Annotated in this window: 6 protein-coding genes; all 6 read right to left on the minus strand. The window is 42.0% G+C overall.

Annotation, left to right across the window (positions count from 1 at the left end):
- Nucleotides 1-27 precede the first annotated feature (27 nt).
- On the minus strand, nucleotides 28-8,643 hold the full coding sequence (locus BN3769_RS00310) for a DUF3638 domain-containing protein (protein ID WP_154017755.1): 8,616 nt from the start codon (nucleotides 8,641-8,643) through the stop codon (nucleotides 28-30).
- A 210-nt stretch (nucleotides 8,644-8,853) separates the two neighbouring features.
- The gene (locus BN3769_RS00315) at nucleotides 8,854-9,672 is read right to left on the minus strand and encodes a hypothetical protein (RefSeq protein WP_068466410.1); all 819 of its coding nucleotides are present in this window, start codon (nucleotides 9,670-9,672) and stop codon (nucleotides 8,854-8,856) included.
- 304 nt (nucleotides 9,673-9,976) lie between these two features.
- Nucleotides 9,977-11,149 carry a citrate (Si)-synthase gene (locus tag BN3769_RS00320; RefSeq protein WP_068466412.1) on the minus strand — a complete coding sequence of 391 codons (1,173 nt, stop codon included), beginning with the start codon at nucleotides 11,147-11,149 and terminating at the stop codon, nucleotides 9,977-9,979.
- A gap of 13 nt (nucleotides 11,150-11,162) precedes the next feature.
- Entirely contained in the window at nucleotides 11,163-12,155 is a 993-nt protein-coding gene (locus tag BN3769_RS00325) for a malate dehydrogenase (RefSeq protein ID WP_068466414.1), read from the minus strand.
- A 346-nt stretch (nucleotides 12,156-12,501) separates the two neighbouring features.
- Entirely contained in the window at nucleotides 12,502-15,213 is a 2,712-nt protein-coding gene (locus BN3769_RS00330; protein ID WP_068466416.1) for a coiled-coil domain-containing protein, read from the minus strand.
- 113 nt (nucleotides 15,214-15,326) lie between these two features.
- Nucleotides 15,327-18,182 carry a hypothetical protein gene (locus BN3769_RS00335; RefSeq protein WP_068466418.1) on the minus strand — a complete coding sequence of 952 codons (2,856 nt, stop codon included), beginning with the start codon at nucleotides 18,180-18,182 and terminating at the stop codon, nucleotides 15,327-15,329.
- Nucleotides 18,183-18,366 lie beyond the last annotated feature (184 nt).

Below are 18,366 nucleotides of genomic sequence, written 5' to 3' on the forward strand. Positions count from 1 at the left end.
AAATTAGTCAGACCGAGCAATAAAGCGTTATCCTTGCTGTGGAATAAGCCTATCAAAAAGCTGTTGAAGCTGGCTTCCCATAAACGCCTGTTTATCTTGATAACGGAAGCGGAGAATTTCATTGAGCAAATGATCCCTCATTCTCTCAACCCCTTGCTCACGCAGCCAATCCGCAAGCGCTTGCAATTCTCCCTCGCTGTAGCCAGTTGTGCGCCCGTCTAAAAATTTGATTTGGGCAATAAGCGGGACAAATTGGGGTAAATTCGTAAAATCTTTCTCAACATGTCTAGAAAACCAATCCGTAGGATTATTTTCTGTGACTTGTACGCTTCTATTTTCAATAATCCGGTTTGTCCTAATGTCATAGGCGCCCTTTCCAATAGCAATGTGAAAATCTTCTAAGGGATCCTCTATGATAGCTTGCTTAATAGTTCCATTCCAATAATCCAGGTCAAAATAAACCAGTCCGATTCGATACATCGATTCATCAAAGGGGCGCCGTTGATGCAGGGCGGCTGTTCCCAATCTGGAAAATGGCAAGAACTGATCCGTCACCTTCAGCAAAGGATTGTAAGCGGGGTTAATTCTTTCAGCCACGCTATGGACAAGCTCATTGTCATTCCATGTCCTAACGGGATAAACGCCAAGCGAACGCTGCTCTGTTCTGACCTGTTGGGTCTCAAATTCCAATTCAGCTTCTTGCTCCTGTTCGCTCTCTTCTTCTTGTTCAACATGCACTTCCGTTTCGAGCTCCCCTTGCGCAGCGCCTAAAGGCGCTACTCTGTCAGGCATCATGGCCAAAAGCTCGTTCGAATACTGAATTTGATTGAGCTGTTCTACCGCATCCACCAATCCCCAGTCGCTAGCCTTTTGAATGAGGAGCGGCTTATAAGCCTTCAATACCTCTCCTGGGAGTTGATCTTCAAACTGAATATGCTGGCGCTCCGCAAAATAACTGCCTGCCGTATCAAAATGAGGTTCAGGCTTGGTGATAAAGAAGCTTCTCCACTCGTCATTTTGAAAGAGGGCTATAAATTCTGGTATTGTATCTGCATTAAGCAAGCGTTTTCTTATAGCTGCCCGCATAATCGCTCTAGGCTCTTGCTTGCATTTTCTAAAGATATCCTTCGCATCTACTAAGGCGTCTTGCGTGATTGCGTGAGCAATTTCTTGAGAGACCGATTGGATGCCTTGGTATTTAGGCATAGCCAATTGGTAGCGCTGCCTGCTCTGGCGCAACCGCCCTTCTTTTTGAAAGACCTCGCGAATGCCATCTTTTTCGGTAAGCGTTAAAATGGCCTCGGCATTATCCTTAAGCCGAATATCCGTTCCCCTTGTATGGGACTGGGAGAAGATAAAGGCTGTTTTATCAAGATCGCCTGTCGGGTTCCCCACAAAAGCAATCGATTCATCTTCTTTATGATAACCCACCTGCTCTAAAGAAGGACTGTGATTTTTAAGCATCTCGGCTGCTTGCGCAGTGTTTTCAAAAGCGCCTGCCCCATCGATAATTGCGTGAATCGTCCGCTGCACCCCGCGTAGCATGGAAGACGGATCTTCCGGGTCATAAGCAATGACCTCTTCCTTTAAGGCCCGCTTTTTCACACGGTAAACCATATTTGCTTGGATCTGCCCATTCATGAGGGTATCGACTTGAAATTGGCGATGCAAAGACTCGGGAGACCCCATGGTCGCAGAAACGGCCGAAACGACTCTACTCATGTCGACGATATTTTGCGGATCCATGGAGATTAAAGCCCCGCTTGTCTTCATTTGTCTTAAACGCGCAAGCAGGAATTCCGTCACCTTTGTCTTATCCGCATTGATTTGCGTGATGAGCGTTTTAGCGCCTTCTTCGGTTTCCATTATCTGCGCGGCATCTATAATGGAGAAACTGGGCAAAATGCGATGAAATTGGACTAGAATAGCTTCCTTAGCCTGATGATCTTCTGTTTCTTCCCATCGCTGCTTGAGATCTTTCAGCCAAGGCTTCAGATCATAAAGCGTAATTCCCGATTGAAGATAGTCTTGGATGGTATAATTTATTTGCTCTAAAATAGTTCCAAATTTGGCATCATGCTTTTCGCTATTATAGCAAGGCAGCGTTTTTGAACCGTCATCGCTCCTCTTATAGCGTGATCCTTGCTTAAACTGCAAAGTTAAGGGCAAATAAATGCTAAACTGGTCTTTGCAAAGGGCTAAACGGTCTTTATAAGCCTCCGATTGCCCTTGAATAAGAGGCAGCAAATCCTCATTTTTACCTAGGATATAATCCTGCAAGGACATTTTAAGGTTTGGATTGCCTGCTTCTTGCGCCAGCTTCATTGCCATTTTTTGCGCATTCCTTTCAATGACTGCAGCACGCGTTTCCGCTGAAAGATCTCCCTGAATATTTTTAAGCAGTCCTAATTCTGGATCCTGCGCAAGCATGTCGTAAATTTCAAGCGAATGATCGAGAAGGAACTGAGGAAGCAAACGGCCGCCCACTCCCAAATCAATTTGAATTTTTTGGATGGGGCGGTTGGGTTGGTCGAATTCATCCATATTCTCATCTGCTTTATTCTCCAGAAGGACCAAGATTTTGCGCAGATAAGTGAAATGCTCCTCTTGCAAAGGAGGAGGAGGCAAGCCTTGCAGGTGTTTCTCCAGCAACTCTTGGCCCACTTTAAAGAACATCTCTTCGAGCAAGGGAAGCGATTTATAATCGGTCAACACGCATCCCTTATTCTTCATAGTCTCTAATAGATTTAAATACATGTCTTTAAAAATCGAGTGATCGATTTTTTTCTCTTCCCATTTCCCCTCTTCATTCTGCACCATGATCTTCTCTTGCCTGTTCAGCCGCATCTTCAAATTAAAGCGCAAGGCATAAATGGCCGTGCCATAAAGATCCCCTAGTACATCTTGGAACTTATCATACGTCTGCTGGTAAAGGGCCGGAAGGACCTTCTGAATAACGAGATTTTTTCCATTGGCTTTATGAAGGGAGCGCATGACAGACAGAACCGCTGTCTTTCCTGCCCCTGTCGGCGCCTGAACGATTGCATAAGGATTTTTAACAAGGGCGTCTAAAAGAGTCAGCTGGTCCAGCCCGCCATCTAATGGCTTTAAGTTAATAAATTGCTGGGCTGTAAAAATAAGGAGGCGCGGATCCTGATGAGGGTCAAAATTTCGGGAAACTTTCAAGAGGCGGTAAAGCGCTTCCGACATGGATTGCCACTCTTCTTGATTATCCAGCCTGCCTCTTGCTAAAATTTCCTGGGTCAGTTTAATGACAGCTTCATAAGCATTTCGACGAGTCAACACTTCAAAGTAGTCAATCAGCATATGCTTCAATTTAGCGATATCCATAGAGGAAGGAAGGCGTCCTGCCTGTTGCAGCTTTTCCAATTCATCAAAAGCCAGCGCTTGGCGCAATTCATCGAATGAAGCCGCAGATTGGCTTCCAGCGTAAATAGCAAGCTGTTCCCCTCCATTTGCAGATTGGCGGGTGAAGGATTCGATCTCGGCTTGCCGATCCATCAATTCCCTCTCAAAGCGTGCTTTTTTAGGGATCCATTCATTGTCTAGGTATTTTTTAAGCTCTTTTCGTCCTGTTTTAATTAAATGAAGAGGACGGCGTATTTCGCTCTCTTTAAATTGATCAAGAGCGGCTTGATACTCTGCCAAAGCATGTTTTTCGCAGCCGGTTTTAGCCCGATAAGTTGTGAGATCAATAGAAGGAAGCTCTTGTTCCCTCTCTTCAAACAAATGATTTTCATCTGCTTGGCTAAAATCTATAAGAGGAACAGCATTCTCAGTTCGTGGAATAGGATAGCTTAAGTCTTCATCTGATAAACGCACGGCCGGATTAAGGGCTGATTCCAATGCCGTAATGCGATCTTTTGTTTCGATAGGAGGCCGATTCGCCTTCCATTCTGCTAATTGAGCGATAAAAGGATCATCACCCGTCTGTAATTCTGGAGAAGACAGGTTGATTGGCGTCCCTTCAGCGGCAAAGTAGATCTTTAAATGCTGATTGTAGTAAGTGGGAAGCGCTTTCTTAAACAGCCGGGCAAGTTCTATGCGCTCTTCCTTTGCCAATTGAAGTTCATTGGGAATCTTCCTGCCATGCGCAAATAAGACTTGGCCTAATTGCAGCATAGCCTCGTTAAGAGTCGTTTTGGTTGTTTTCTTCCACTGCTTGCTCTGCTTTAAACAATGTTTCAACTTTAATGCGAGCTTGATTTTAAGAGCCGCCTCGCCTCCGGTATTCAGCAGGGGCTGCTGAATGAACTCGACTAAATCTTTGATCAATTTGCGGTTTAATTTTTGCGGCTGCATTTCAAAGTTTTTTAGCATCTCCCAAGCAGTGGCCGGCTGGTCTGTCTTAAGCGCCAGCTTGACAAGCTGTAGGACATCGGCTTCCCAGTCTTGCCTTTTTTCGCAAATTTCCCCCGTAAAAGGACGGATGTCAAAAGCTGTGAAAGAAAGGGAATGTTTGTTCGGATCCATTTCAAATCTCACGCGTTGGTCGATTTTAAAACGCTGTCCGGACAAAGCATTAAAAATGCCTTTCATTTGCTCGAAAAAGAGCCCGATTTTAGCAAAGCCTCGCGCTTGCGGGAAAATGGATTCCTGGCGAGCCACAAGCGCATCTGCTTGTGGAACTAACAGTTTCTTGGGCTTAGTTGGATCGGGATGCTGCAATACCAACGCTTGGAAAAGCCCCTTCTTTTCTTGCAAAGTCGCTGAAAGGTCGACGAAGTAGCCTTCAAAAGGATCCTCAGTGCAAATTAATCTCTCCCCTTGACAGGCAAATGTTAATTGATAACGCGGCAGTTCGATTTTTTTTAGCTTCCCATTCTGGCTCCAAAGCAGCATGTTAGCCTTATTTTCAAAGCCTGACAAAGCCTCTAAGGCAGTGCTTTGATATTGCCCGGCCTGATTGATCTGCCACGTGCTTGCAGGCGATGTGCGATGATCGATGGCGCTTTCTACAATCACCCCTTCTTTATTTTGCTTGATGTTTAATTGAATGGCTATTTCTTCATTCTGATCCATGCAGTAAAAAGAAGAAGGAGCCGCAGGATCTATAAATATGCGATAATTAGAGAATGCTGAAAGCCCGTTTGCTTCTTCTGCGTCTTTTTTTAATTTAAAGAAGGCCGCAAAAAGGTCTTTAAAACCCATTTTTTGAGCTTTAAGATTATCCTGGCTTTCTTTTATTTTTTTTAATTTTTCTAAATTAAAAGGATTTTCGGGAAGAATTTGAAGCCACTTTCCCCCTTCAATGGGAAGTTTAGTATAAAAGGAAAGCTTTCCCTCTTCCCATTCCAGTTGGATAGGACGCCCTGAGGAATCCTTTAAAGAATAGACTTTTTTTGCCCCTATTTCTTTTACACTGGCTCGCAAGTCTTTTACAGACTCGCCAAGGACTTGCTGAAAAAGAGGATCCTGAACAATTGTCCTAGGGAGCGTTGACAAGTTCCCTTCTATGCCTACTCTTGATACGTCGAGCGTCTGTAAATTGATTTGATAAATGTCATTCCGATAAACTCCCTTTTCAATCTTTTTCCACTCGCTCCCGTCTAAAGGAAGGTCTTTTTCATAGCAGAGAAGATCTAAAAACGGCTGCAAATTTGGGTTTGACTCTTCACATTTTTTTGCAATTATTTGCCAATGACGCGCCATTTCCTCTTCAAAAATAGGATCAGCATTTCGGCTGTCAAATGCATAATTGCGGCTCAAGGCATAATCTCTTATGATTTCAGGAATATCCTCTTCCGTCTGATTGGCCAACAAGCATTTTAAATGCACTCTTGATGCATATCCTAAAGACCCTTGCAGTTCAGGTCGGGTTTGACAAAGCTGGCGCAATTGAGCCACTTGGTCTTTGGAAGGCGTAAAGGCATCGACAGGGCAATTAAATTTGGAATAGCAAGCGCGCAAATTCTCTTTCATTTCATAGTAATAGAGAAGCGCATCAAAACGTCCTTGCAGGGTTTCAATATTTTGGGGTGCGCCTTCCGCTAACATCTCGTTTATCAAGTTCTGCAGACGCTGGATTTCCTGATCAATTTGACCGGGCAATTCATTTCGAAAGAAAGCATTAGGAACTCCCCTTCCTGATTCTAATATCTTTTCTAGGGATGAGCTAAAAAATAAGGCATTAAAGAAATTGCGTACATCTGCATTTCGCATTAGATGGGGACATTCTCGCATAAATGCGATAAGTTCAATTTGAGGTGTTTCATGGCGCACTAAGCGCAAAAGGCGTTTTTTTTCTTCCGCAGTAAAATCTTGAAATGAGGCAACCGTTTCGGAAGAAACTGCATCACTGCTTTTCTCCGGTTCATATTCTGAAAAAAAGCTAAAAACGCCTTCTGGATTATCATGAAAGGCTTCAGGCGTATTTTTTCCTTCATGGCGAGCAATATCACTCCTATGAGTTCCCAAGCTGTTATCAATGGGATAGCTGATCGCATACCGATATAAAGCCTTTAAGCCTGGATGGGAAATGGGGCGAAGCCAACGATCCCACGGTGCTTTATTGATAATTTTTTCAATCGTACTCCCATGGATGATTCCTGGATTATTAAAAAAATGGGCAATTAATTGGCGTTGCAATCTGACATATTTTTGCTCTTCTTCAGAAAGTTCAATAGGATTATTCGATTGAGTCCTAAAATTCTCTCCCCATCCATCCAATCTATAAAATCCGAAAGTGATTCCTTCAAATGCGCCCTGGGATGGATCTGCTCTATTGCTCATGGCAAATTGATAGGAATTCACCAAAGGACTGGAAGGAGACAGCTGACGATTAAGACGGTTAAACCATGGATTATGATGAATATAGTAACCGATCAAATCTTCCATGCTTCCAGAACTGATCCATTTTCCGGTCGCTTGAGCATTTAAAAACTCCAATACTCTCCACATTTGGAGAAAAGACTCAAATTGATATTGAGTAAGATTAGAAGCTTTTTTCGTTTCAATCCACGCTTGCGTGCATTGATTGATTTTTTCCATCACCTCTTGAGCTTCTTCTGTAGTAAAACCCCACCAGAAAGACTGCCCATCCTTATGTCCTGCAGGTCTATCAAGAAAGGGTTTATAGGGAACCTCCGAGAAAAAGCGGCTGATTTCCTGCCTAGCCAGTTCCTGTTCACTCTTAGTTAAATCCGCTCGATTTGCTTTTTCAAAAAGCTCACGAAAAGTTTGTAAAAAGGATTCTTTAGTCTCAATATTTTTATACAAGGTCAGAGGAACTGCCGCTAGCCCTGGAACATGTACAGGCTGATCAACCGGCCTCCTTCCTTCTATTCGATGCTGCAACGTTGCAGCATTGGAGGCCTCCTGACTATCTTCTTTAGCCTTGATAGAGAGATCTTTAAGAAATAAGCCTTTTATAACCTCTTCCTTTACCACAAGTTCGGATTCGAGAGGAATAAACGTTTTTTTGGCTTTTTGAATGGCTTGGTCTATGACAGCCAGCTCTTTGTTGAGTTGGTTTAATTCTCCTTGAGAGATATACCCTTTGCGATGGGCTAAATCAGCTTTGGCTGAAATCCCTTTAAAGACTTGAACGAGAATATGATAGTCTTCCGTATGAGGTTTTAAATCGTCTCGTATGTTCTTAAACAAATCAAAGAGCGTCAACACATCCGCCCGCAATTTCATACGCTTTTGCTCTACGGCTTTTTCAGCTGTAGAAAGAGACTGCCTTCTTTTCGTCTTTGCAGGAAAGGCCTTGACAACGTTCCAAAACAAACGGTCGACTCGATCCGAACAAGTCATCAAGTCACTCGTCGATTCCATTTCTTTCTTATAAGAAATCAAGGACGAGCTGTTTTCTAAAATCATTTTCGGCGTGACAGATTGATGGTCAATCCAATTTGCCAATAAGGATTCTAGATACTTGCCTTGCTCCAGCGCTCCTTTGGGAACTCCGTCAAAGCAAAGTTCGCGCAAGACTTTTTCCTTGCCCCCCATTGGAACCACTTCTAGCTCGCGCATAAGCGTTCCCGTTCCAAGAAAACGAAGGGAATACGTCTCTCCCGGCTGCTTATTGATGATACAAAACAAGTTGCCATTGCATGTCTGATCCGCAGACTCTTCTCGGTTTAATAGAAGCAAGCGAGAGCTGCCTTCTCTCATTTGAAAGATTTCTTTTGCGTTTTTTTGAATCAATTGCTGCCGCTCTTTTTCCAGCTTTTCCAAAAAAGCTTCTTCTCCTTGATCCGGAATATTTTCCTTTCTCATGTTCAAAGATAAAATGGCGGCTTCATCTTTTTCCAAACGATTAAAGCACTCCTTCAGCTCAGATGAACAATGCCCATCTTCATTCAAAAAGCGATTGTAATGCGCCCATAAATTGCCAAAAGAAATTTGAATGGGACTAATGAATTGCGAACCGGCTGCCCGAATGATCCAGGGAAGCTTCTCTTTCATTACATTGGGTCTTGAGATGACAAAAAATTGGGCAATCCATTTGATAATTCTTTCGAAAACTTGAGTGATTTTCCATTTCGACTTGGAAGGCCTTAATTGATAAAGCAAAGAATTTTTAGAATCAATCGGTCGAGAAAAGGAATCTGGTGTAGAAATATCTGAAAAAAGCGGACGCCCTGCAAGCATCTCTTTTCTATGCGTGGTAACCATAAAAAACCCAATAAAACATTTATTAATAAAAAAAACAAAAATAGCTTTTAAATTATTAACTACAATTATACTTTTAGAATATCACATAATTTAAATTAGACGAAATCAATATTATACAAACAATTTAAATCATCTTCATTAAGACTCTATTTACAAATAATTAATTTTTGTAAATTGAACCTTAACGAAGTAAAAAAATTTTAATATTGATTATTTGAAAAGCTGCTTTTGCATGAGAACATGGGATTCCGCAGCAAAATTAAAGAAGAAAATTACAGGTGGGGTTAAGAAAGCAGTGAAAGGCAGCATGATGAAAAACCACTTTAAGGTTGTATGTAAAGAGGACTGATATTCAATAGCAATAGAGCCTGTAATCCAGGCTGCAATGGTCAATAAGGCTAAAATAAAGGCGGCAGGTAACAGAGCCATCACGACCAAAATGATATTGAGAAAAGGATCTCGCTCTAAACGTTTCATGGTCATTTGAAAAACAGCGCCTCGATCAAGCCCTTTAAAGGCAATGATGGGGGCGACAAAGAATAGGATCAACAGGCTAAATAAGCATAAAATCAGCGTGGCCAAGTTAATTAAAAAAGGGGCAAAAGATAAGATTAGGCTAAAGAACTCGCCAAAAACAGGGATTTCTTGAAGCAAAACAAAAATGCCAAGCAAAATCCAGAGCAATAAATAGCTTAAAATAATAGGAATGGCAAAATAAGAGGCTCCTATTAAAATTTCCCATGAATGGGAAATAATCCCCAAATAATTTTCTTCTCGTTTTTTGATGTCATCGTGATAAATGCGAATAAGAAGAATTCCCATTGATAATAAAATGCCTGCACAAATGAAAATAGGTAAAAAAGTGAGGCTTAATTGAACCCACTGACTGGCGTGTAAAGCCACCCCTCGAAAAAAAACGATTAAAATTCCGCTAAGGGCAAGAATGCAAAAAACAAGAAGAAGCTTTTTTTTCGCAAAGGTTAAAGAAAGCGCGCGATTGAAAATAAAGGATAGTGAATTAAAATCCATGTTGACTCTACATTTTTTGCTTGAAAATCCGCTTTTATTTTAAGGATTCGCAGGCTATTTGTCCTCAAAATTATTCTTCTTTCCTTGATTCTTTCTCTCTGGAATACACGGCTTAATCAAGTAAAGGAAAAAATTCCAAAGCAGCGCTTTTTAACTCGCTTTATACGCACCAAGGTCGATACTTTGACTAAAGCGAAAATGCCCGCAGTTCAAATGGCGGTGACAGAGACAATATGACTGATCTATCGCCTTGTTTCCCCGCTTCGGCTCAAAAAATATCGCTCTTGCCGCGTAAGGTGAGTTTTTAAATAGGCATGACATCTTTTTGCGGTTTAAAAAGATATTTAGGGCGAACAATCGGCGTTCCTTTTCCGTCTCTGGCCTCTTCTCTTTCATATACAATCTGCCGGGAAATGCCAACTGTACGGGCCAAACCAAATAAAATGGTGTAATAGTCAGGGTAGGGAAAACCGGAGGCTGTCAACAAAATGCCAGAAACCGCATCCACATTGGGATAAGGGTCAGAAATTTTGGGATTTTCCTTCAAAACTTTGGTCCCTGCTTTGCGTAAAAGGTTAGCCATTTTGACAAGGGGATGCTGGGGATAATAACGCGCAATTACCTGATAAAGAAGCGTTGCACGTGGATCTTCCACTCTTAAGACAGCATGGCCGAATCCAAATACAAGTTCATTATTTTTCAATTTCTGCCGGATCGCGTCTTCAACTTGTCCCTCAGTCGCATTTTCGCCCAGCTCTTCCAACAGCCCTTTGACAAAAAGCAAGCAATCCTGATTGGCTTTTCCATGTCTAGGTCCCGCTAAAGCACACATAGCCCCCGCAATTGAGCCATACATATCTTCCAATCCCGAAGCGATGGCTTTTCCCACAAAAGCGGAAAGATTGCCGCCTCCATGATCATAATGCAAAATGTTAAACAGCTTAAAGGCACGTGTCAATTCTTCTTGATTGGCTTTAGGCACATTGAGCATATGGGCGAAATTCTCCATATAACCCAATTCCGGTTTGCTGGATTTGGACGGCCCCCAGCCGGCATGATGATTAATGACGGCAGCTGCAATCTCGGGGATCTTGGCAATCAAGTTCAAGCAATCTTCTCGATAGTGATTTTTTCCTTCGAAACAGCCGGCCAGCAAAATGGCGGCATTAAATAGCTTCATGGGATGGCCGCGTCTAGGGAGCTGCTGAATATGCTTGATAAGCTCTGGCGAACAAACTGCCCGTTTTCTCAAATCGTCTGAGAATTTGGCTATTTCCTCAGGCTCGCCTTTCTTTCCATGGTATAAAAGATAGATGACTTGTTCGGGCTGCCAATGGTCTAATTCCGACACGGGAATGCCAGAATAAAAAAGGCCTTTTTGCGGATCAACGGTAGATGTTGTGCAATATCCAACAGGATATCCCCTCATTCCCGTCTCTAAATTATCTTTTGTCACTTCAAAAAGAACCTCTGACATAGCCTACTCCTCGTCATCCGATAAGATGTTTAATTAAATCTCTTTCTTCTTTTAGCTCTTGCTCGGTGGCTTTAATTTTAGATTCCAAAAAAGAATTGAGCTGCAAATTTTCAACAATAGACACCCGGCCTTCTGAAGATGTTTGGCAAGGAAAAGAGAAAACAAGCGCATCATCAATTCCATAAGGATTGGCTGTCGATAAAAGAGCGGTAGAAAACCACCGGTCTGGCCTTGTCGGACGCTCGATATCGCGGACAGCATCAATGATAGCGCTTGCGGCCGAAGCTGCCGATGATTTTCCACGCGCTTGAATAATGGCCGCTCCGCGCTTTTGAACAAGCGAAAAAAATTCCTTCTCCAACCACATGCGGTCAGTAATAACGGACTCTACGGGCTGGCCTTGAATACGGGCATGAAAAAAGTCCGGCACTTGCGTAGCTGAATGATTGCCCCAAATTGTGACGCAAGAGACATCTGTAACCGCAACTCCCGCCTTCTGAGCCAGAAAGGAAGTCGCTCGATTTTGATCGAGGCGGGTCATGGCAAAAAATTGCTGCTTGGACAAGCGCGGAGCATGGTGCATGGCAATTAAGCAATTTGTATTGCATGGATTGCCCACAACAAGCACTTTAACGGAAGGGTCTGCCACAGCATTCAAAGCTTTGCCTTGCTCTACAAAAATTTTGCCATTTTCTTGAAGCAAATCCTTTCTCTCCATGCCCGGCCCGCGAGGCTTAGCCCCTACTAATAAAGCGTAATGAACGCCTTCAAATGCTTTATAGGGATCCGACGTGACGACAATCGAAGATAAAAGCGGAAAAGCGCCATCTTCCAATTCCATGCGCACCCCTTCTAAAGCCGGCACAGCTTCAGGAATTTCCAAGATTTGCAAAGCAATCGGCTGATCTTCTCCCAACAAATCGCCGTGGGCAATCCTAAAAAGCAGGCTATAGGCTAACTGCCCGGCTCCACCAGAGACTGCAATGCGCTTTAGCGGTTTACTCATCCCTATACTCCTTCCTTATTGTGATTCACTATAGTTTGAACGTTCATATTCCGCAAAAAATTTATATCATCTTTTTTAAATTTTTTATTTACATAAAGAAAATGTCATTTGCAGTCTAGCGCTTTACAAATTTATCACTGATTGAAAGATAGAGAATGCCAGCAAGTCGAAGAATTAAGCTCCAAACTCAGGTTAATAGAGAATGAGCAATTCGGTAGTCTTCTAGAAGATAAGAAAGGGAAATGAAAGGTTAATAAAAATAATTTATAGATGGCAAGCCAGCTTAGTGGCATTGCCATCTATATTTCTAAGAAAAGAAATGAACGTTCAGCTAAGGCTCAATTTTCTAGAAAGCACTTCCATTACTTGCATAAGCTTCCATTTGCGTATAGGCCTCTTTTACTTCCCCAGTTAATTTATCCTTTTTCACCTTAGGCCATAAACTATAATAAGTATGCCCCGGAATATTGTAGAGGAATAAGGTTTCCTTTGTATTCGGCCCATAGCAATATTGAGGATCGGCAGGTATTGTCAAGCCATTTTCATCTAATTTAGTTCGCGTGCCAGGATAGAAGACTGCAATTCTCACGCCCAAGACGCCCCATGCCAGGATATTCAATTCCACGTCGCCTAAATTATAGATATTAAGCGAAACATTTCTCTGCCCTCTTAGCCAATTTTGATAATTGGTAACAGTGATATTATGATTGGCTAGAATCATATCTCCAAACCGAGAGACCATGTCTGCGTTATCCAAACAAGCGGCCATTGCATTTTTGAGTTGTTGCACATGAGCACTTGTTAAATGATTATTTTGATCCATGATCAAAGCTAGCACATTGGACAGTAAACACCCATGTCCATCTATCAACTCATGACGAGAATAGTATTGATTGCTAAGTCCTTGAATGGAAATAGAGTGTTCGGTTGTATCAGCTATATTGGAAGAATAAAGAATATTATTCGTATTTCCAATAGCTTCTTTAGAAAGATTGGCATATAGCTTCTGATATCTGGCTTTAGCCGTTTCAAACGCTTGAACGAATCCCCCAGGACCCATGAATTGGCTTATCAAGGAATTTTGCCCAGCTCCAAATAAACCCATATTAGGCTGCCAAGGAACAATCGGCTCCTCCGGTGGTTTGTCGTTGCAGTCTGCTGGAATTTCTTGCGTTTTCGGCGTCTTTTTTAAAGGGCTAATGATAGGCATTCCTTCCTCTAACAATCCGCTGAGGGCGTCTATGTAACTCTCATCATTGAGCTTTGTTTGCAGCTGCCTTTCGAAAATGCCTTTTATAGAAAATCTTTTCTCAATCGCCACTCCAATATCAAAAATCAGCTCGTAGGCTGTGCGCACAAGCTCGACCCTTTCATTATTGGACTGCTTCATAAACTCCTGAGTTTCTATCATCTTTGCATGCTCGTCCGGAATAAGGGGTTCCATCAGCAAGTGGAAGAGATGCTCTCTTTCTTCTTGGGTCAAGCGGTTATAGGCCCATTTGGCCCCTGTAGGATCGATACCTAAAGGTATATCGACATTGCCCACTTCGGGGGTAAATTCATCCACATGCTTAAACATGATAGATAATTCAGGTATGCGCTCGCCCGTTTCTATATTGATGCGGCAGCTTTGCACACGCTCGGGATTAGTGGGCGCCACTAAAATTCCTTGATTATTCAGCTTTAAGGCGTATGAATGGCTATCGATCGGACAGAGCTCTGCTTCTTTAATTAGATCTAAGGCCATAAAGCGATAGACGGCCTGTAGATTAGGCTCAAATTCTTGCCCTTGTATAATCGCGTTGCTCTTGTTAAAGTAGATCAGACGCTCATGCTCCGGTTCGCTACCCAGTCTGCAAAGCTCATCTAAAGCATAATCAAGCTCGGCTTTTAGTAAGTCGGCCGCCGTTTTCTTATTATTGACACGCTGGGCATACGGACTCCATTCCGCTAAATCTGCCGTATTTATCCCAACAGCTCCTGCAATCGGTCCATCCTCCTCTGTTTTACTGTATTTCGATGGAATGGGGCCTAACTTCAATTGCAAACGATCAGAAGGGGTGTTGATCTGCTGCTCAAGACCCAAAAGCTGTATTTCTAAAGAACGAACCCTCTCAACATTTTGTTCATCTTCAGCCCGCTTCAAGGCATTTTTTAATTCTCTGTACCTATTCTTTAATTCGGCTAATTCCCTTTGAGAATTATGATTAGCCAAAGCATGGCGAAGCTCGGCATTTTCTTGTCTCAAGTTATCCCTTTCACCGCTTTTTTGCTGAATTCCCCTTTCAAGGGTTTCTTTCGCTCGCTCTAATTGCAATGTCTGAGCCTTTAAAGCGGTTAGGTGCATCTCAACTTGTCTATGCTCTTTTTCCAGGCTTTGTAACCGCTCTTTGGTTGACTGCTTTTCTAAATAAGCTTGTCCCGCCGCTGTTTCTCTTGCCATTGATAAATTCTGCTTAATCTCGAATTTTTTATTAATTTCGAGAATCTGTTTTTCAAAGCGCTGATAGCGGTTAGCTATGACTTCTTGCTCAATTTTCGATTCAATATAGTGGTTTTCATCTGTTAAACGCTGGATACGGGTACGGAGGTTATACTCTTGATGAACACCGTACATTCCCAATGTCAGAATATTTTTCACTAATTCCCCTAAAAATAACAGGGCAATCTGAGCGACATTATGAACCTCACCCGTCGAACGAGGAAGCGTATCATCAGGTGTAAAATGAATGACTTGGGCCTTTTCTCGTAGAGCATTTAACTTATTGCTTAAGTTGGCCGGTTCCTCTGATTCTACTTCTTCTCTGATAGTCGTTAATTCTGTCTCTATCTGCTCCCATTTCTTTAAAAAGCCGGCAGCCGTTCCTTGTAATTCCTGCTGCTTAAGCTGCAGTTCTTTAATCGTGCGTTCGTGATAAAATTTCCGGAAGGCAAAGACGACTCCCATCGTACAAAGATTAAATACAGCTGAAGAAACAGATTGAAGAAAGGGAGTCGGTTCTTTAGGAGAAGGAACAAAATCTTCTCTGATACTGATGGGACGTGAAAATTCAATCATAATATTCCTTTGCTAATCCGTTATCCAAGACTCTTATTAATATGTATGCTTGTGAACAAAGAGTTTTTTATTACTTAGCCTGCACCCTTCATTCTTGTTCTTTTATTTATACCTTAAATGTCAGATGGTCGAATTCTCGATTCCCAATAGTTTCTTACCGTGCGAACAGCACTGTCATGAGGCTCGGGCAATACATTTTTCTTTAAAATGGGAAATACCCCATAATATTTGGAATCTGACTCTTGATAAAGATAAAGCGCATGTTTTGTATTCGGTCCGTAATAATATTGCTCTTCCGCAGGAACCATTAATCCATATTCATTAAGCTTAGTTGAACTGCCCGGATAAAAGACTCCAATACGAATGCCAAAAACTTCTGCTGCTAATCTAATGATAAACCGGCTATTAAGGTTTCTAATCCTTCCGAAAGTCTCTCCCCTTAACCAATTTTGATATTCAGGAACAGTCATTCCGTGAGCTTCTTCTATCTCATCTTTAAATGCATCCGCATTTTCCGGCTTATCTAGGTATTTCGCTAATACCAGCTTAAGGCTATCTACACGCGAACCATCAATATTCTTTACGCTCATCAAAATGGCCAATAGGTTGGAGAATAAGCTTCCATGGTTGTCAAAGAGTTCATGGGAGAGATGATATTGATGCTCAATCCCATATTTGTTGATTCTTCTAATGTAAGAAGATCCCAACCTGCTATATTCATTCTTTCTTCGAACAGGATTATCCCACGCAGTCGTCTCTTCTATACGGATGGGATAAACAACCAAGCTTTCAGACATCTTGTCAAAGATAGCATCGTAAGCGCTAAATGAAGTGATAAAATCGAGGGAAAAATCATCTCCTCCAGCGGCCAAGGCAGTGCTATCAAATTCCCAAGGCTTTATAATAATAGCCGGCTCAATCCCTTCTTCTTGCATGGGGAATTCGATACCTTGCCTATCTTTTTTAAGAGGGGTGATGGAGCTGTTCATGCCAAGACTGTTAACATAGCTTGTATCGGTGGCTTTTGCTTCAAATTGGTCAGCGAAGAGCCCCTTGTCGGCAAACCTTTTTCGAATAACCGTTCCAATATCAAAAATCAGCTCATAGGCTGTGCGCACAAGCTCGACCCTTTCATTATTGGACTGCTTCATAAATTCCTGGGTTTCCAGCATCTTTGCATGATCGTCCGGAATAAGCGGTTCCATCAGCAAGCGGAAGAGATGCTCTCTTTCTTCTTGGGTCAAGCGGTTATAGGCCCATTTGGCCCCTGTAGGGTCGATACCAAAAGGCAATTCACGGTCGCCTACTTCAGGGGTAAATTCATCCACATGCTTAAAAGCAATAAAGACTTCAGGCACCTTCGGGCCGGATTTTGAATCAGTGCGATAGCCTTGCACGCGCTCCGGATTAGAGGGAGCCATTAAAACTTTTTGATCATTTAGCTTTAAGGCGGGATAATGGCAGTTGTCCTGATAGAGTTCGGCTTCTTTAATTAAATCTAAAGCCATAAAGCGATAGATTGCATCTTGATTAGGCTTAAATTGTTTGTCTTGGAAAATCGCGCTGCTGTTGTTAAAGCAAATCAGACGCTCATGCTCCGGCTCGCTACCCAGTCTGCAGAGTTCATCGAAAGCATAATCAAACTCGGCAATTAGTAAGTCGGCCGCCGTTTTCTTTTTATTGACACGTTGGGCATAAGGACTCCAGAAAACTTCCAACTCTTTCTCGATACGTTTAAAATAATCTTCGTCCTGTATAATAGGCCCTTTATCTCCAATCAGTTCACGCTCTTGCCTGATTTTTTCCTTTACTATCCCTACTATTTCTACTCTGTGATCCGCCGATACTTTTGGAGTATCAATCCCATAGGCACCCGCAATAATATCGTCATCTTTTTGTTTGGTATACTTAGAAGGGATAGGACCTAATTTGGATTGCAAGCGCTGAAGATGCGGAAGCCTCTTTTGAATATTCTGCAAAGCGCTTACTTGTTTTCCAAGCTGAGTCGCCTGTTCTTTTGCCTCTTTAGCAAATTCTATATCGCGCTGTAAAGCCGCACATTCCGCTTGCAGTTTTTGTACTTCAGACCTTTGAGTCGTAATCTCATGCTGAATGTTTTGATTCTCTCTCCTACATCCCTCTAATTCATTATTGAGGCGATTAAATTGCCTATTCAAGCCATTTTTTTGCTCTTCTACAGCTATTTTTTGAATTCTTACGGCAGAATACTCCACCGTTAATTCTCGAAGCTGCCGATCAATCTCTTGAGCTCTTACTTGCATTCCTTCAATCTCTTGGCGAGCCTGCACAGGATCCGTCTGTTGAATTTCTTTTATCTCAATTTGATTGTCTAAGCTGGCTTGAATAGTCTGAATTTGGCTCTGAAACCGTTCAACTCTTTTATCTCTCAATTCGCGGTTAATGACACTTTCAATATAATTGTTTTCTGCATTCAAGAGATCGATCTGATGCTTGCGATGATGATTTAAATAAACCCCGTAAAGACCTAACGTGATAAGATTGGCAAAAAAATGCGCAACAAAGCTTAGACAATTTAAAGCAATAGTCGTTACTGTGTTAGCCACTTCTTTATTGGCATAAATATAAGAGGTCCTTAGGATATTGCTTTTGCCTTTTAAGGCTTCCAATTCTCCCTTGACTTGTGCAAATAAAGCGGACGTATCGGCTGGCGACTGAGAAGGACAACGCTCTCGAATCTCATCTAGCTCAGCTTCCAACCCCTCTAATTTTTTAATAAGCTTGCTTGCCTTCCTCTGAAGATGTTGTTGATTTAATCCAAGCTTTTGAATTTGATTTTCTTTTGAACGGATCTCTAATGGCACGTAAAAATTGAGCGTTATCGCATTCAAAAAAAGAACTAGCAGGGATTTGGATGAAATAAGTGATTCCCTCACAGGAGGTGTAAAGTCAGATCCCAGCCCGATAGGTCTAATAGAAGTGTCAATCATACATATCCCTTAATTATTAATACTTTATTTTTAAACCAGATAAAATTTTTTCATACTAACAAATAAAAGTCAATAAACGTTTATAATTTTTCTTTCAACTTTAAAGATTTAATAACATCTAAAATCAATAAACAATGAAAGGGATTTTTCCTGATCTAAATTTAGATGACGTTAAAGTAACTAT

This window comes from Candidatus Protochlamydia phocaeensis (genome assembly GCF_001545115.1).
GTDB lineage: Bacteria > Chlamydiota > Chlamydiia > Chlamydiales > Parachlamydiaceae > Protochlamydia_A > Protochlamydia_A phocaeensis.